The 13,664-nt window shown below is 66.4% G+C and carries 17 protein-coding genes; 7 read left to right on the top strand and 10 right to left on the bottom strand.

The window, feature by feature from the left end:
* Window positions 1–4: 4 nt before the first annotated feature.
* The 3 genes from OTER_RS18405 to coaD all read right to left on the bottom strand — a co-directional run bounded on the left by OTER_RS18405 (window position 5) and on the right by coaD (window position 2,887).
* Window positions 5–766, bottom strand: coding sequence for an ABC transporter ATP-binding protein (locus OTER_RS18405; RefSeq protein ID WP_012376450.1), 762 nt, complete (start codon window positions 764–766; stop codon window positions 5–7).
* Between the two features lie 114 nt (window positions 767–880).
* Window positions 881–2,248, bottom strand: a complete 1,368-nt coding sequence (locus tag OTER_RS18400; RefSeq protein ID WP_012376449.1) for an efflux RND transporter periplasmic adaptor subunit — start codon at window positions 2,246–2,248, stop codon at window positions 881–883.
* A 156-nt stretch (window positions 2,249–2,404) separates the two neighbouring features.
* Window positions 2,405–2,887, bottom strand: a complete 483-nt coding sequence (gene coaD, locus OTER_RS18395) for a pantetheine-phosphate adenylyltransferase (protein WP_012376448.1) — start codon at window positions 2,885–2,887, stop codon at window positions 2,405–2,407.
* Window positions 2,888–3,154: 267 nt separating this feature from the next.
* On the opposite strand from coaD, the gene pgsA reads away from it, so the two are divergent.
* Window positions 3,155–3,751: a CDP-diacylglycerol--glycerol-3-phosphate 3-phosphatidyltransferase gene (pgsA, locus tag OTER_RS18390; protein WP_012376447.1), complete on the top strand. Its 597-nt coding sequence runs from the start codon at window positions 3,155–3,157 to the stop codon at window positions 3,749–3,751.
* Between the two features lie 145 nt (window positions 3,752–3,896).
* The gene (locus OTER_RS18385; protein WP_012376446.1) at window positions 3,897–4,412 is read left to right on the top strand and encodes a phosphatidylglycerophosphatase A family protein; all 516 of its coding nucleotides are present in this window, start codon (window positions 3,897–3,899) and stop codon (window positions 4,410–4,412) included.
* 152 nt (window positions 4,413–4,564) lie between these two features.
* Here OTER_RS18385 and OTER_RS18380 read toward each other — a convergent pair whose 3' ends face one another.
* The 7 genes from OTER_RS18380 to OTER_RS18345 all read right to left on the bottom strand — a co-directional run bounded on the left by OTER_RS18380 (window position 4,565) and on the right by OTER_RS18345 (window position 10,369).
* Window positions 4,565–5,512: a hypothetical protein gene (locus tag OTER_RS18380; RefSeq protein ID WP_012376445.1), complete on the bottom strand. Its 948-nt coding sequence runs from the start codon at window positions 5,510–5,512 to the stop codon at window positions 4,565–4,567.
* Window positions 5,513–5,520: 8 nt separating this feature from the next.
* Window positions 5,521–6,033 (bottom strand): transcription termination/antitermination protein NusG, encoded by a 513-nt coding sequence (nusG, locus tag OTER_RS18375; RefSeq protein ID WP_237702388.1) that lies wholly within the window; start codon window positions 6,031–6,033, stop codon window positions 5,521–5,523.
* A 34-nt stretch (window positions 6,034–6,067) separates the two neighbouring features.
* Window positions 6,068–6,496, bottom strand: a complete 429-nt coding sequence (gene aroQ, locus OTER_RS18370) for a type II 3-dehydroquinate dehydratase (RefSeq protein WP_012376443.1) — start codon at window positions 6,494–6,496, stop codon at window positions 6,068–6,070.
* An 83-nt stretch (window positions 6,497–6,579) separates the two neighbouring features.
* Window positions 6,580–7,335, bottom strand: a complete 756-nt coding sequence (locus OTER_RS18365) for a Nif3-like dinuclear metal center hexameric protein (RefSeq protein ID WP_012376442.1) — start codon at window positions 7,333–7,335, stop codon at window positions 6,580–6,582.
* A 167-nt stretch (window positions 7,336–7,502) separates the two neighbouring features.
* Window positions 7,503–8,657: a type III polyketide synthase gene (locus OTER_RS18355; RefSeq protein WP_337446956.1), complete on the bottom strand. Its 1,155-nt coding sequence runs from the start codon at window positions 8,655–8,657 to the stop codon at window positions 7,503–7,505.
* Window positions 8,658–8,708: 51 nt separating this feature from the next.
* The gene (locus OTER_RS18350) at window positions 8,709–9,731 is read right to left on the bottom strand and encodes an NAD(P)/FAD-dependent oxidoreductase (protein WP_012376440.1); all 1,023 of its coding nucleotides are present in this window, start codon (window positions 9,729–9,731) and stop codon (window positions 8,709–8,711) included.
* Window positions 9,728–10,369, bottom strand: a complete 642-nt coding sequence (locus OTER_RS18345; RefSeq protein ID WP_012376439.1) for a class I SAM-dependent methyltransferase — start codon at window positions 10,367–10,369, stop codon at window positions 9,728–9,730. Before OTER_RS18345 ends, OTER_RS18350 begins: the two co-directional genes overlap by 4 nt.
* Before the next feature lie 57 nt (window positions 10,370–10,426).
* Between OTER_RS18345 and OTER_RS18340 the strand changes: the two genes are divergently transcribed.
* From OTER_RS18340 to OTER_RS18325, 5 genes are all read left to right on the top strand, one after another.
* Window positions 10,427–10,966: a deoxycytidylate deaminase gene (locus OTER_RS18340; RefSeq protein ID WP_083767780.1), complete on the top strand. Its 540-nt coding sequence runs from the start codon at window positions 10,427–10,429 to the stop codon at window positions 10,964–10,966.
* Window positions 10,967–11,001: 35 nt separating this feature from the next.
* On the top strand, window positions 11,002–11,556 hold the full coding sequence (locus tag OTER_RS18335) for a YqgE/AlgH family protein (RefSeq protein ID WP_012376437.1): 555 nt from the start codon (window positions 11,002–11,004) through the stop codon (window positions 11,554–11,556).
* Between the two features lie 243 nt (window positions 11,557–11,799).
* Complete coding sequence (gene ykgO / locus OTER_RS25375; RefSeq protein WP_012376436.1) at window positions 11,800–11,925, top strand: type B 50S ribosomal protein L36; 126 nt, start codon at window positions 11,800–11,802, stop codon at window positions 11,923–11,925.
* Window positions 11,926–11,946: 21 nt separating this feature from the next.
* Window positions 11,947–12,198: a type B 50S ribosomal protein L31 gene (locus OTER_RS18330; protein WP_012376435.1), complete on the top strand. Its 252-nt coding sequence runs from the start codon at window positions 11,947–11,949 to the stop codon at window positions 12,196–12,198.
* 222 nt (window positions 12,199–12,420) lie between these two features.
* The gene (locus OTER_RS18325; protein ID WP_012376434.1) at window positions 12,421–13,635 is read left to right on the top strand and encodes a DUF1015 domain-containing protein; all 1,215 of its coding nucleotides are present in this window, start codon (window positions 12,421–12,423) and stop codon (window positions 13,633–13,635) included.
* Window positions 13,636–13,664 lie beyond the last annotated feature (29 nt).

Raw genomic sequence — 13,664 nt, 5'->3', positions numbered from 1 at the left:
AAAATCAGCCGGTGAGTTTGGCCTCGGCTTCGGCGGCGTGGAGTTTCTGCATCTCGGCCGCGGCGAGCAGGCGTTTCGCGACGGGCACGTCGCTCACGATCCGGCCGTCACGCATGATCACGTTGCGCCGGCAATACTGCGCGATGTCGAGTTCGTGCGTGACCATCACGATCGTGATGCCGTCGTCGTTGAGCTTTTGGAACACGCCCATCACCTCGACCGAAGTCTTGCTGTCGAGGTTGCCCGTGGGTTCGTCGGCGAGGAGCACCTGCGGTTCGTTGACGAGCGCGCGCGCGATCGCGACGCGCTGTTGTTGCCCGCCCGAAAGCTGGCTGGGAAAATGATCGGCGCGATCCGCCAGGCCGACGACGCTGAGGGCGCTCATGGCGCGTTCGCGCAGCTCGCGGCTAGAGTGATGCCGGCGTCCGTAGAGCATTGGCAGCTCGACGTTCTCCAGCGCGGTCGTACGTGCGAGCAGATTGAAACCCTGAAAGATGAAGCCGAGCTTCTCGTTGCGCAGGTCGGCGAGCTCGTTGCGGTCGAGCTGCGACACGTCAACGCCGTCGAGCCGGTAGGTGCCGCTGCTCGGCCGATCGAGACAGCCGAGCGTGTTCATCAACGTCGATTTGCCCGAGCCGCTCGCGCCCATGATCGCGAGGAACTCGCCGCGATGCAGCTCCAGCGAGACCCCGCGCACGGCGTGCACCTGCACCTCGCCGGAGTTGTAGACGCGGTGGATGTCTTGGAGTTGGACGACCGTGGGCATGGGGCGGGCGAGTGCGTCTAGAGCTGAGAGGCTAGAGCGGAGCGGAAGAAAGTTGAGTGTTGAGGGTTGAGAGTTGAGAGACGGAATCGCAGCGAACCGAGAGGCGGCGAGTGGCTAGCGGCGGCGCGGCGGACCGAAGGGGCTGTTGCCGCCGGCCTGCTGCGGCGCGGCACTCGCAGCGGCGATGCCGGTGATCACGCGGTCGCCCTCGGCGAGGCCGTCAAGCACCTCCGTTTGGGTGCCGTCCGAGATGCCGAGTTTCACGTTGACCGCGGCGGGCCGGGCGTTCGGCCCGGTGCCTTCCAATCGGTATACGGCGCGAACGACGGGTCCGTCCGAAGCGGCGGGGCGTTCGCGTCCGCCGAACGCGGGCCACTCGTAGCCGTCGGCTTTCGCCAGCTCGCGCGCGCGGGCGATGACGTCTTCCGACGGCCGGCCGCTGCCGGGAGTCCAGCCGGCTTTTTCCATGTAAGGGCGGCGCTGCTCGTTGGGCAGCGGCTTCAGTGCGACGGCGGGTGCGCCGGCGGTCGCGGCGGGCGGCGGCGGCGGAGGCACGTCGAGCAAGCGGACGCGGAGCGCGGTGTTCGGGATCCGCAGCGTGTTGGGGCGCTGGGCGACGATCACCGAGACGTTCGCCGTCATGCCGGGGCGCAGCTTCTGATCGTCGTTGCGCACGTCGATGATCGTTTCGTAGGTGACGACGTTCTGCACCGTGACCGGCGAGTTGCGGATCGACGAGACGCGGCCCTCGAACTGGCGGTTGGGAAAGGCGTCGACGGTGAACTTCACCGCCTGGCCCACCTCGACGTTGCCGATGTCGGCCTCCGCGATCGCCCCCTCGATCTGCATCTTGGTGAGGTCGTTCGCGATCGTGAAGAGCACGGGCGTGTTGAAGCTGGCGGCAACGGTCTTGCCGACGTCGACCTGGCGGGAGAGCACGATGCCGTCGACCGGCGAATAGATCGTGCAGCGGGAGAGGTCGATCTTCGCGCTCTCGACGGCGGCGGTGCGGGTTTGCACCTGCGCCTCGGCCTGCGCGAGTTGCGCCAGCGCCTGGTCAAGATCGGACGGCGGCACGAGTTCCTGTTCGCGCAGGGAGCGGATGCGCTGGGCGTTGAGTTCAACCAGCCGGTAGTTCGCCCGCGCGTTGGCGAGATCGGCCTCGGCCGAACGCAACCGCGTCTCGTACGTGCCGGCGTCGATGTGGGCGACGACGTCGCCCTTCTTCACCACGGAATTGTAGTCGACCAGCACCTTGTCGATGATGCCGGAAATCTGACTGCCGACCTCGACCGTGATGACGGGCTGCAGCGTGCCGGTGGCGGTGACGACCTGCGTCAGGTCGGCGCGCGTGACGGGAACGGTGACGTATTCGGCGGGCTTTTCGGCGCGGCGGTTCAGCCAGTACCAGAGGCCGGCGCCGGCGACGGCGAGAACGAGCAAGGTGAGTACGATTCCGCCGGTGCGTTTGGTTCGAGCCATGAGAGTAGGGAGGAAGCAGACGAGGACCGCCGGTCACCGGGTGGCCGCGGTCGAACTGTTCGCGTAAAGACGCGTGAAGGATGCAAAGGTGACGCCGATTCGCCACCGGCCAATCGTCGCGGCACCGAACCGTCAAGGTGGCAAGGTGGCTGCCGCCTACTTTGTGCCGAACACGGCTTCCAACGCCGCGGCGACATTTGGCGGCACGAAGTGCGAGACGTCGCCGCCGTGTTTCGCCACGTCCTTCACCAGCGAAGAGCTGGTGTAGCTGAATTGCTCGTTGGGCATCACGAAAATCGTTTCGATCTGCGATTCGAGGTGACGGTTCATCAGTGCCATGTGGAACTCGAACTCAAAGTCGGAAAACGCGCGCAGGCCGCGGATGACCGCGATGGCCTTTTGCGCCATCGCGAACTCGACCAGCAGCGAGTTGAAGGACGTCACGGAGACGTTCGGGAACCGGGTGACGTTGGGCTGGAGCATCGCGATCCGCTGGGCGGACGTGAACAACGGTCCCTTGGGCGTGTTTTCGGCGACCGCGACGGTGACGTGGTCGAAAAGTTTGACGGCCCGGGCGAGCACGTCGAGGTGCCCGTAGGTGACCGGGTCGAAGGTGCCAGGATAAATGCAATGGCGCATGGCTGATCGAACAAAACGAATCGTCGCGGCGGAAGCGATGCGGTTTTTCGCCGGCGCGCGCGCGCTGGTGGCACGGGCATCCTGCCCGTGATCCGTTGACCAGGGGCTTCGCTTGGCTTGGCGACGCGGAGCGTCGTCCACAGGCGGGACGCCCGTGCCACATGTTCCGCGGTGCAAAGCACACGGGTCGAACGCCTCGGCGCGATCCGTGGCGGCTCTGCTATTGCCTTTGCCGGCGTCTCAGTGTGCTTTCACGGCCTTGCTTCGATGAATCTGCCCAACCTCCTGACGTTTTCGCGCTTGCCAGCGATGTTCGCGATCGTGGCCCTGATGTATTCGGATTTCCAGTGGGCGGCGACGCTGGCCTTTTGGTTGTTCATCGCCGCGGCGCTGACCGATTGGTTCGACGGCATGCTGGCGCGCCGCAGCAATCAGGTTTCGACCTTCGGGCGGTTCATGGACGCGGTCATCGACAAGGTGATGGTGATCGGCGTGATGATCGCACTGGTGAATGGCGGTTATTTCATGGGGCACACGATTCCGGCGATGATCGCGCTGCTTTGCATCCTGTGCCGCGAGTTCATGATCTCGGGCCTGCGCATGGTCGCGGCGACCAAAGGCGTCGTCGTCGAGGCGGACGCGGGCGGGAAGCTGAAGACCTTCATCCAGCTCAACGCGATCGGCTGGCTGCTCGGCGCGCAGATGTTCGCGCGGGATTTCGGCGAGCTGTTCCGAGGGGGCGAGCGCTGGTGGATCGTGGCGGTGAATTGGGGCGGCATCGGGCTCTTCGCGTTGTCGGTGCTGCTGACGATCACCTCCGGCGTCACCTATTTCCGGCGACACGGGCACGTGGTGCTGGGCTGAGCGATGCAGGTGAACGTCCAGAGTCCAGCGCTGAGAGGCCTGAGCATGGAGTTCCGAGCCGGCGCCCCGGCAACGGGAAGCGCAGGCGGAACGTGCGTCGCGAAGCCCGAAGCACGCAGCGCGCGAGCGGCGGAGCGGAGCTGACATGCGCCTGCAGCAGCCGATCTGGCCGCGGTTCCTGCCGACGGCGACTGTGTTGACCCTGGCCCGGCTTGGGCCGATCGGTCGGAAGCTGCCGGCGCCCGGCACCTGGGGCTCGGTCGCGGGCCTGTTGTATTTCACCGTTTTCTTTTTTGAAGCATCGATTGCGGCGAACGTGATCTGCAGCGCGGTCGGCGCCTACCTGGCGGTGGCGCTGTGCGGCGAGGCCGAGTTCCGGCTCGGCCGGAAGGATCCAGGCGAGGTGGTGCTCGACGAGTTTGTGTCGATCCCGCTGTGCTTCCTCGGCTGGCCGCTGCTGGCGCGGCATTTCCCCGCGTGGGCGGTGCTGCTCGCGGGGTTCGCGCTGTTCCGGCTCTACGACATCACGAAACCGTTCGGGATCAAAAAACTGCAGGACCTGCCGGGCGGCTGGGGGGTGGTGATGGACGATCTCGCCGCGGCGCTCGTGGCATGCGGGACGCTGCACCTGGGCCGCATCGCGTGGATGCTGTGGCGGTGAACGCGGTGCGGGTGGCGCTGCGTTGAGCGATCGACCGGAGTTCGCTCACGCCGCGCAGCGTTCAAACGAGCTCCCCGCTGTTTCCCGTGGCGGCAGGCGTCTTGGCCTGCCGGTTTTTGCTGGCTCGAACCGGCAAACACGCAGGCCTACTGCTACGGCGCGAACTGAAACGCGCGCTGCTTGCGACGGGATTCGCCGGGGCGGTAGCGCAAATCGACGCGAATACGCGTGGTGACGCCCGTCTCGAATCCATCGGGACCCCAGATGGCGCGGCCTTCGAAGGTGGCCGTGGCGCGGGGCGTGCCGTCGTCGCGGCGGAGCAACGGGACGCCGATGCTCGGGCGGATGCCGAACACGTTTTCCGCCTCATAGCCCATGGGCGCGGTGTTGGCGTCGAAGACGCGCAGGATCAGGTGCATTCGCCGCCACTCACGCGCGACGCCAAGCATGACCATGGCGGAATTCTGTCGGAGCTGATTCTCGCGGAAATTCGGTTCGAGCACGGTGTGATCGATCAGATCGAGTCCGACGGTGGCGAATCCGACCATGCCCCAACGTGGCACCACGGTGCGGGTGAACGTGATCGAGGGGAGCGTGTGGCGGACGCCATCGGTGATTTCGCGCGGCGGCCGGCTCAACGGCGTCACGAACTCGAGGCTGGTGCTCAGGCCGGCGTCACGCCACAGCACATGTTCCTTGGTGATGCCGATGCGACCCTGGTAAAGGCCGTAACCGACCGAATCGCCGAGCCCGTGGGTGAAATACGTGCCCAGCTCGGCGCGCAGTTCGACGCGTTCGTTGACCTTGACGCGCGCGCCGACGGGCAGCCGGAAATAGTCTTCGTGAATCAGGTCACCAAGCCGCGGATGCGCATAGAGCCGCACGGCGCCGGGCGGAGCGAAGCTCGGCAGGCCGATATCGAGCAACTCCGGGAGCCGATCGATGAAGCTCTCAAGGAACTCGCTCGGGCGGCGGCCATTCTCCGCCGGCGCCACCGCGACCGACTGCGCGTGCAGCCCGGCGACGAGGGCGAGGAGCAGCAGGCTCACACCCGCACTCCGGATCCGCGGCGCTGAAGAGGGCGAAGAGCGCGAAAGCATGGGGTGAGTTATGGGAGAACCTGCAAATTTTCGGCGGGGAGTTTCACCAGCAAACCTTGCTGGAGCACGTCCACCGACAGCACGACGCCGCGCGGGTTCGAAGGATCGTCGACGAAGCCCTCGAGCCCATGCAACGGACCGCCGACGATCTTCACCCGCCGGCCGCGCGTGAGCAGCGGGAGGACGGTCAACTCATAGCCGGACGCGACGATCGCGCGGACGTCGTCGAGCTGCCGGAGGAACCGGCGTTCGTCGTCGACGTCGATCGCCCGCGCGAGCAGGTCCTGCTGGAAGATGCGTGCGCGCTTTTCGTTCGGTACGCAGGCGAAGACATAGCCCGGGAAAAGCGGTTTCGTGAACCGCTTCGTTTGCTGCCGGTATTTGCGGACGCTGTCGACCAGCGGCAGGTAGTGTTCGAAGCGCTCGGCCGCCATCAACGCGGCAAATTTCTTCTCGCATCGCGGCTTGGTGTGACACACCAGCCAGACCGCGTTGGCCGGCGCGGCTGGGGTCGATGGCAACGGAACGGAAGGAGCGAGGAGTTCCGGCATGCGCTCAGGCTTTCAGGAGGAAGCGCACCGCCGCGTGGTAGCCCTCGAGGCCGAGTCCGCTGATCACGCCGACGCATACCGGGGCGGTGAGCGATTGGTGGCGGAACGACTCGCGGCGGTAGATATTGGAGATGTGCACCTCGACCGTGCGCAGCCCGCTGCCCGCCAGCGCGTCACGCAAGGCGACGCTGGTGTGCGTGAACGCGGCGCCGTTGAGCACGAGCCCGTCGTAGCGGGCGGCACCGAACGCCGCGATCTGATCGATCAGCGCGCCCTCGTGGTTCGATTGGAAGAATTCGAGGCTGGCCTGACTGCCGAACTCCGCGCGCAGCGCTTGCTCGAGATCGGCGAGGGTGGCGCGGCCGTAGATCTCGGGTTCGCGCTGGCCGAGCCGGTCGAGATTGGGGCCGTTGACGATGGCGATGCGTTTCATGGACAGGGAGGTGGCTCTGAATCCACGCTAATCGGCACGGATTGCCAAGGAATCTTCGCAAAAGCGAAGAGGGTGGGCACGGATCACAGCGGGTTGTCCGTGGCGATGAACTCCCATGGCAGCCGGAAGCGCTTGGCGATTTCGGCGGCGAGCGCCTGCACGGCATGCACCTCCGTGGCGTAGTGGCCGCACAAGTAGAGGTTCAGTCGCTCCTCCTGGGCGCGGTTGAAAATCTCCTCGCGGACTTCGCCGGTGACGAGCGTGTCGACCCCGGCCTTCGCGAGGTGGGAGACGGCGCTGTAGCCGCTGCCGCTGCAGAAGGCGATTTCGCGCGGTGTGGGCGAGCCGTATTCGATGGCGATCACGCGCGGGTAAAGTTTCTCCAGCTTCGCGCGCAGCGCGGCGCGGCTCAGCCCGCGGCTGAGCGCGATGCCGCCGACGTCGCCGCCGGCGTTGGGCATGAAACCACGATGAAGCTTCAGCTTGAGCTGACGGGCGAGAAGCGCGTTGTTGCCGATCTGCGGATGCGCGTCGAGCGGGAGGTGGCTCGAGTAGAGCGCGCAGTTGCCGTTGATCAGCGTGGCGACGCGATCGTAAGCGGGGCCGGTGAGCGGCCGGGGCATGTCCCAATACATCCCGTGGTGGACGATCAGGAAATCGACCTCCGCGTCGACGGCACGCTGGAACGGAATCACGCCGGCATCAACCGCGGCGCCGATTTTCGTCACCTGCCCGCGGTTGGCGAGCTGCAGCCCGTTGCAGGAGCCGGGATAATCCTCGAATGCCGTACGCCGGGTGCGGCGGTCGCAATACGCGACGAGATCGGAGAGTTTCGCCATGGAGGGAAGGATGTTTTGCAGCTCAGCCCGTCGGCACGCTGGTGTTGGTTCCGGTATCGTTCTCTTTCTCGTAATCTTTCTCGTTCTCGACGACGCCATCCAAAAGGAGAACGAGAACGATTACGAGAAAGAGAACGAGGCGACGATCCGATCGGAACCGCAGGAATTCACGCGGGGCCCAGCCGGCAGCTGTGCGCGCTGAAACCGGCCCCGAAACTGACGAGCCAGAAATCGCCGGTGCTGGCGGGATCGGTGCGCGCGAGCGTGCGCTCGAGCGCGAAGAGCACCGAGGGACTACTCATGTTGCCGTTATCGCGCAGCGTCTCGATGCTGGCGGTCAGCTCGAACGGAGCCACGACGGGCGCGAGCGCTTCAAGCACGTCGCGACCGCCCGGATGCGCGACGACGGCGCGGACCGGACGCGAGCCGCGGCGTGCCCAGAGTTCGCTGACGGCGCCCGCGGCGAGTTCGGGCACCGTGCGATGGAGAAGATTGCGGAGTTTGCCCTGCCGTTGCTCAAACCGGAGTTTGTCGCGGTCGGTGGGCCGGTGCAGCGTGTCGAAATCGAACGCGCGCAGTCCGCTCGGTCCGGGTGTGGCGCGCCAGATCGTGGCGGCGGCGCCGTCGCTGAACAGACAGGCGCTGATCAACACGCCGGGATCGTCGTCGAGGTAGAACGCCGCCGAGCAGATTTCGACCGCAACGCAGCCCACGATGGCATTCGGGTTCGCAGCGAGGACATGCGAGGCGGCACGGAGCGTCGGGATCGCCGCGCCGCAGCCGAGCCCGACGAGGTCCTGGAGAAACGCGTTGGGCCTCAGCCCGAGTTGCTCGGCCACATAGCTCGTAACCCCCGGGCACAAATATCCCGTGCAGGTGCAGATCAGCAGGGCGTCGAGCTGGTCCGGGCGGAGCCCGATCTGCGCCAGCGCGGACGTGAGGGCCTGACCGGCGAGTCGGGGCGCTTCGGTGCGAAACGTTTCGTTGAGCTGGTCGGCGGAATACTCGAACACGTGTTCGGGATCGGTGACGGCGAAATGCCGCGTGGCGATCCCGTGGTCGCTGCGCAGGATGCTGCTGAGGATCAAACTGGAGCGGCGGTTGATCAACGCGTGCACGTTGGGCTGCTGCGCCAGCTGCAGGCAGTCGGATTGGGAAAACGTGGCCGAGGGCACGGCGGTGGCGAGCGCATGGAGATACATGACACACCCGACCGCGTAATGGGCGTTTGGATCGCGGGAAAATGCGCCGGCCGAAGGTTTCCGGGTGCAGGCACGCGGCGGCCAACCGGCTGGTGGCGGAAACGATGAGGTTTCCGGCAAAACGCTGCCGCGGGCCGGTACGTAACGCCGCGTTCGACGGCTCGTCCGGTTTCAGTGCAGCAGGTGATAGAGCGGGCCGAACGGGAGCAGCCGGGCGCGACCGAGCCGCGCGAACCAGCGTTGGCGTGGCGGTTCGAGCAGGAACGGGTGCAGTGCGGCGGCGGACGTGAGCCGCACCCGAAACCGACGCCGCAGCTCCGACTGAATCACGCGTCGGGTGGCGGGCCAGGCGGCATGGCCCCGGGCGTAGGCGAGCAGCGGCGCGAGCGCGATTTCCGCGCTCTGAAACGCCATGGCCATGCCGTGGCCGGTGAACGGCGGGATCACCGCACAGGCGTCACCCAGACGAGCCTGCGGCGTCGGCGCGATCCGGCGATCGAACTCGACGGCGGCTACGGCCGAGAACGAAGCCGAGTCCAATTCCGCAGCCGCCAGTCGCGTGGCCAGCGCGTTGAGTCCGGTGTGACGCAGGTAGGCCAGCAGGAGTTCACCAGCGTGGCCCGTGAGCGCGGCGCGGCGGAAAAGTCCGCAGATATTGGCGCGGCCGGATTCGATCCGCGCGAGTCCCACGTAGCACGATGCGCCGAGGTGAACTTCCAGATCGGCGGCGAGTGGCAGTGCGATGGCGTGAAGCTTGAGTCCGATCCACGGCGAGCGCGCGCGGCGGCGGCCCGTCGCAAACACGCGACCAGGCGCGTCGGCGTGCGCGGCGCTGCGGGTCTGCGATCGCAGTTCTCCGCCGGCGGCGACGAACGCCTCGGCCAGCCGCGCATCCAGCACGTAACGACTGAGACTCAGCGCGGGCGAGGGGAGTGCTTGAAACCAGGCCGGCTCGCCCGCCGCGAACCAAGCCACCTGGCGGTTCACCACCGCGTCGGCGAGCAACGCGTCGAGCCCGAGCGCCGTGCGCGTGGACCCGGGCAATCCGGTGATGAATTCGCCACAAACCCGGTGCCGCGGATAGGAGCCGGCCTCGGTGATATTGACGTCCACGCCGGCGCGACGCAGCGCGAGCCCGAGGGACAATCCGGCGAGTCCGCCGCCGATGATTTCGATGGGCCGGGAAGTGTTCATCGTCGGATCGCGACGAAGTGATAGGCGCCACGCCACGTGGTGCGGCAGCGCAGGGCCCAGTCCGCGGGCGTGAATCCGAGCGCGCGCGGCAGTTCCGTGCCGACAAAACCGCCAGCGATGCTGACGTGGCCATCATGACGGCTGACGCGGTTGAACCCGAGCAGCGGTGCCAGCAGCCGGTATGCGACTTGCGAGGACTTCCGTCGGGCAGGTTCGCACGCGACGATAAGCCGGCAGGATCGGCGCAGCTGCGCACCGAGCGCGGCGAGTTGAGCGTCGTCGAATTGGTGGAAGATCAGGTTGCCGAAAACCACCGGATAGTGGTCGTAGGCATCGAACGTCTGCAGATCGGCCTGGTGCCAGGCGAGGGCCGCCGGCCAGCCGGCGGGTCGGGGCCAGCGATCGAGCGCGTCGGCGCGCAGACCGCGGCGAAACAGCTGCTGCGTCAGTTCGCCCTGACCGGCGCCGAGTTCGAGGGCGTATTCCCGCGGCCGCAGGTGGCGATCGAGCGTGCGGGCGATCCAGCGGTGGTTGCCCATGAGCTGGTTGAGTCGGCGGAGGTCACGACGGTTGCCCAGCGCGTCGGGATGCTCCGGCGGCAGACCATCGAGAAGCTCGGGCTGGATCGCTCGCAGCATGATTTCAGAGGAAGGTTGCCGAGCGGCCGGTGAAGTCCACACTGGCGGGCGTTTTCCATGAGCGTTCCGCCCTCGATCCCAACTTCCCTGGCGAATGACGCCGCGGTTCCGCCGATCTCCGTCCCGTCCGCTCAGCCCTCGGCGGTGGACCTGATCGCGGCGGCGACCGAGCACTTTCCCGGACGTCCCTCGTGGGACGAGTATTTCATGGCGACGGCGGTGCTGCTGTCGACGCGTTCGAACTGCGAGCGGCTGCACGTGGGCTGCGTGGTCGTCACGGGCGGCGACCGGAAGAACCGGATCGTCGCGGCCGGCTACAACGGTTTCCTGCCGGGCGCGGCGCACACGTCGCGCCTGCGCGACGGACGCGAGCAGGCGACCGTGCACGCGGAGCAGAATGCGATCGCGGATGCGGCGCGGCGCGGCAGCTCGGTCGAGGGCTGCGTGGCGTACGTCACCCATTATCCCTGCATCAACTGCATCAAGATCCTCGCGGCGGCGGGGATCGCCGAAGTGCGCTATCGGCGGGACTACAACAACGACCCTCTGGTGGCGGACCTCGTGGCGGACGCGGGAATCAAAATCGTGCAATTGTGAAACGCGCCGCACGGGTTGCGGTCAACCGAAGGCCCATGCGCGAAAGCCGCAAGATTTCCAGGCCCAGCCTCGCTGGCTCGCTGCTGCTGGCGCATCCGGCATTGCGCGATCCGAACTTTCGGCGCGCGATCGTGCTGATGTCGGTGCACAACGCCGAGGGCGCGATGGGAGTGGTGCTCAATCGGCCGATGGGCAAGCGACTCGGCGAGCTGAACGGCGAATTCGCCCTCGGCTCGCTGGCGAGCGTGCCGCTGTTTCACGGCGGACCGGTGCAGACCGAGCAACTCGTGCTGGTGGCGTGGCAGCCGCAGGAAGACGGGTTCCGGCTGCACTTTGGGGTGGAGCCGGAGCGCGCGATGCAACTCGCGGCGGAGGAGGGCACGCAGCTCCGGGCGTTCCTGGGCTACTCAGGCTGGGGCGGGGGACAGCTGGAAGCGGAGCTGAAGCAGAAGACCTGGCTGGTGGCGGACATGCCAGCCGGGCTGCTGGAGGGTCCGCAAGACGCCGCGATGTGGCGTTCCGTGGTGAGTTCGCTCGGCGAGGAATGGCGGCTGCTCGCGCAGGAGCCGGATGACCTGAGTGCGAACTGAGGGCGGAAGAGTCTAGAGCGGGAGGAGAGTTGAGGGGAGAGGCGGCGCCAGCCTTCGACTGGCGCACGCCGGTCGGGGAACGGCGCTACGATGGGTGATGGTACGGTTTGGCGGTGGCGATGTGCCAAGCGGTTCCGGGGCACTGGTTTTCAGGCTCTGGACAATGGACTCTCAGCTCTCGGCTCCGCTCGTGGGACATTTCGGTTGACAGGGGGGAAGCCGCACTCTGTTTTCCCGTCTTTTATGAAAGTTGTCTCCTCCATCAAATCTGCCAAGAAGCGTCACCCGGCGTGCCAGGTGGTGCGTCGTCGCGGCAAGATCTACGTCATCAACAAAGTCGAGCCGCGTTATAAGGCGCGCCAAGGCTGATCTACACCCTTTTTTCCCGCCGTGAAAGCCGAAGGCCATCCCACTCTCAACAACGTTTGCTTCCTCGATATCGGAACCGGCAAGCGTTTCTTCACCCGTTCCACGATGAAGTCCGCCCGTAAGGAAAACATCGACGGGACCGAATACTTCGTGATCGCCCGCGACGTGACGATGGACTCGCATCCGGCCTACACCGGTGAGAAGCGTCTCGTCGACACCGCCGGTCGCGTCGAGAAGTTCACCTCGAAGTTCAAGCGCGGCGCCAAGAAGTAAGCGTCTGCGCCCGCCAGCAACGGTTTTTCTAGCCCTCCGGTGACGGAGGGCTTTTTGTTGCCCGCGGGAGATCCAGTTCAGCTCCCCCTCGCCGCGGGGCCATGACAGCGCGACGCGACGAGGGCGTCGCGTCCCCAGGTTCAAAATCGAGGTACGCTCCGCGAAAAGATAAGATTGCCCGTGATTTCGCGCAGTTCGTGTATTTCGTGTTCCTTTCTTCCCATGCGAATCCGCGCTTTCCAAGGTCTGGTGCCCCCTCCCGCGCTCGCGCCCGAAGTGGCGTGCGTGCCCTACGACGTGGTGAACACGGCGGAAGCCGCGGCGCTGGCCGCGGGCCGTCCGCATAGCCTGCTGCATGTCGACCGCGCGGAGATCGATCTGCCGCCGGGCACCGATCCGCATGCCGACGAGGTCTACGCCAAGGCGCGCGAGAATTTCCTGGCGCTGCAGCGCGCGCAGGTGCTGACGCGCGAGACCGAGCCGTGTCTGTACGTCTACCAGCAGCGGATGGGCGCGCACCGCCAACGCGGGCTGGTCGCGGTCTGCCACGTCGAGGACTACGACGCCGAGCTGATCAAGAAGCACGAGAAGACGCGGCGCGACAAGGAGGACGATCGCACGCGGCTGATCGATACGATCAGCGCGAACACCGGCCCGGTGTTCCTGACCTATCGCGACCAGCCGGCGGTGACCGCGCTCGTCGAGGCGAAGGTGCGCGAAAAACCGCTGCACGATTTCGTCGCGCCCGATGGCGTGCAGCACACCGTCTGGCGGATCGCCGGCGGCGCGGATTGGATCAAGGCGTTCGGTGCGGTGCCTCACACCTACATCGCGGACGGACATCATCGGGCTGCGAGCGCGGCGCGGGTGGCGCGGCTGCGGCGCGAGCGGAATCCGCAGCACAACGGCACGGAGGACTACAACTGGTTCCTCTGCGTGATGTTTCCCGCGAGCGAGCTGAAAATCCTGCCGTATAACCGGATCGTCCACGACCTGAACGGCCGCATGCCGGAGGCGTTTTTGGACGAGGTGGAAACGCGGTTCGGCCTCACGGAGAACGCGTCGCCGTCGCCGGCGCGGGTGGGCGAGGCGAGCCTGTACTTTGGGGGAAAATGGCGTGGCCTGCGCCTGACGGCGGATTCGAAGGCTGATCCCGTGGCGCGGCTCGACGTGAGCATCCTGCAGGACCGGCTGCTGGCCCCGATCCTCGGGATCGACGATCCGCGGACGAGCAAGCGGATTGATTTCGTCGGTGGTATTCGCGGCACGGGCGAGTTGGAGAAACGCGTCGACGCCGAGGGCGGGGTGGCGTTTTCGCTTTATCCGGTGACGGTCGAACAGCTGATGGACATCGCCGACGCCGGCCAAATCATGCCGCCGAAGAGCACGTGGTTCGAACCGAAGCTGCGGTCAGGGTTGTTCGTGCACACGTTCTAGGCCAGTGGCACGGGCGTCTCGCCCGTGTG

The organism is Opitutus terrae PB90-1 (genome assembly GCF_000019965.1).
Lineage (GTDB): Bacteria > Verrucomicrobiota > Verrucomicrobiia > Opitutales > Opitutaceae > Opitutus > Opitutus terrae.
Note: the sequence above shows the minus strand (reverse complement) of the source record. Positions and strands in the feature narration are given on the sequence as shown.

Bases quoted from the DNA above. Each gene is read 5' to 3' on its own strand.
- OTER_RS18335 (WP_012376437.1), top strand. From the start codon at position 11,002: ATGCGCGAAAGCCGCAAGATTTCCAGGCCCAGCCTCGCTGGCTCGCTG.
- OTER_RS18345 (WP_012376439.1), bottom strand. From the start codon at position 10,369: ATGCTGCGAGCGATCCAGCCCGAGCTTCTCGATGGTCTGCCGCCGGAG.
- ykgO (WP_012376436.1), top strand. From the start codon at position 11,800: ATGAAAGTTGTCTCCTCCATCAAATCTGCCAAGAAGCGTCACCCGGCG.
- OTER_RS18365 (WP_012376442.1), bottom strand. From the start codon at position 7,335: ATGGCGAAACTCTCCGATCTCGTCGCGTATTGCGACCGCCGCACCCGG.
- OTER_RS18385 (WP_012376446.1), top strand. From the start codon at position 3,897: ATGCGCCTGCAGCAGCCGATCTGGCCGCGGTTCCTGCCGACGGCGACT.
- pgsA (WP_012376447.1), top strand. From the start codon at position 3,155: ATGAATCTGCCCAACCTCCTGACGTTTTCGCGCTTGCCAGCGATGTTC.
- coaD (WP_012376448.1), bottom strand. From the start codon at position 2,887: ATGCGCCATTGCATTTATCCTGGCACCTTCGACCCGGTCACCTACGGG.
- OTER_RS18340 (WP_083767780.1), top strand. From the start codon at position 10,427: ATGAGCGTTCCGCCCTCGATCCCAACTTCCCTGGCGAATGACGCCGCG.
- OTER_RS18325 (WP_012376434.1), top strand. From the start codon at position 12,421: ATGCGAATCCGCGCTTTCCAAGGTCTGGTGCCCCCTCCCGCGCTCGCG.
- OTER_RS18350 (WP_012376440.1), bottom strand. From the start codon at position 9,731: ATGAACACTTCCCGGCCCATCGAAATCATCGGCGGCGGACTCGCCGGA.
- OTER_RS18380 (WP_012376445.1), bottom strand. From the start codon at position 5,512: ATGCTTTCGCGCTCTTCGCCCTCTTCAGCGCCGCGGATCCGGAGTGCG.
- OTER_RS18405 (WP_012376450.1), bottom strand. From the start codon at position 766: ATGCCCACGGTCGTCCAACTCCAAGACATCCACCGCGTCTACAACTCC.
- aroQ (WP_012376443.1), bottom strand. From the start codon at position 6,496: ATGAAACGCATCGCCATCGTCAACGGCCCCAATCTCGACCGGCTCGGC.
- OTER_RS18400 (WP_012376449.1), bottom strand. From the start codon at position 2,248: ATGGCTCGAACCAAACGCACCGGCGGAATCGTACTCACCTTGCTCGTT.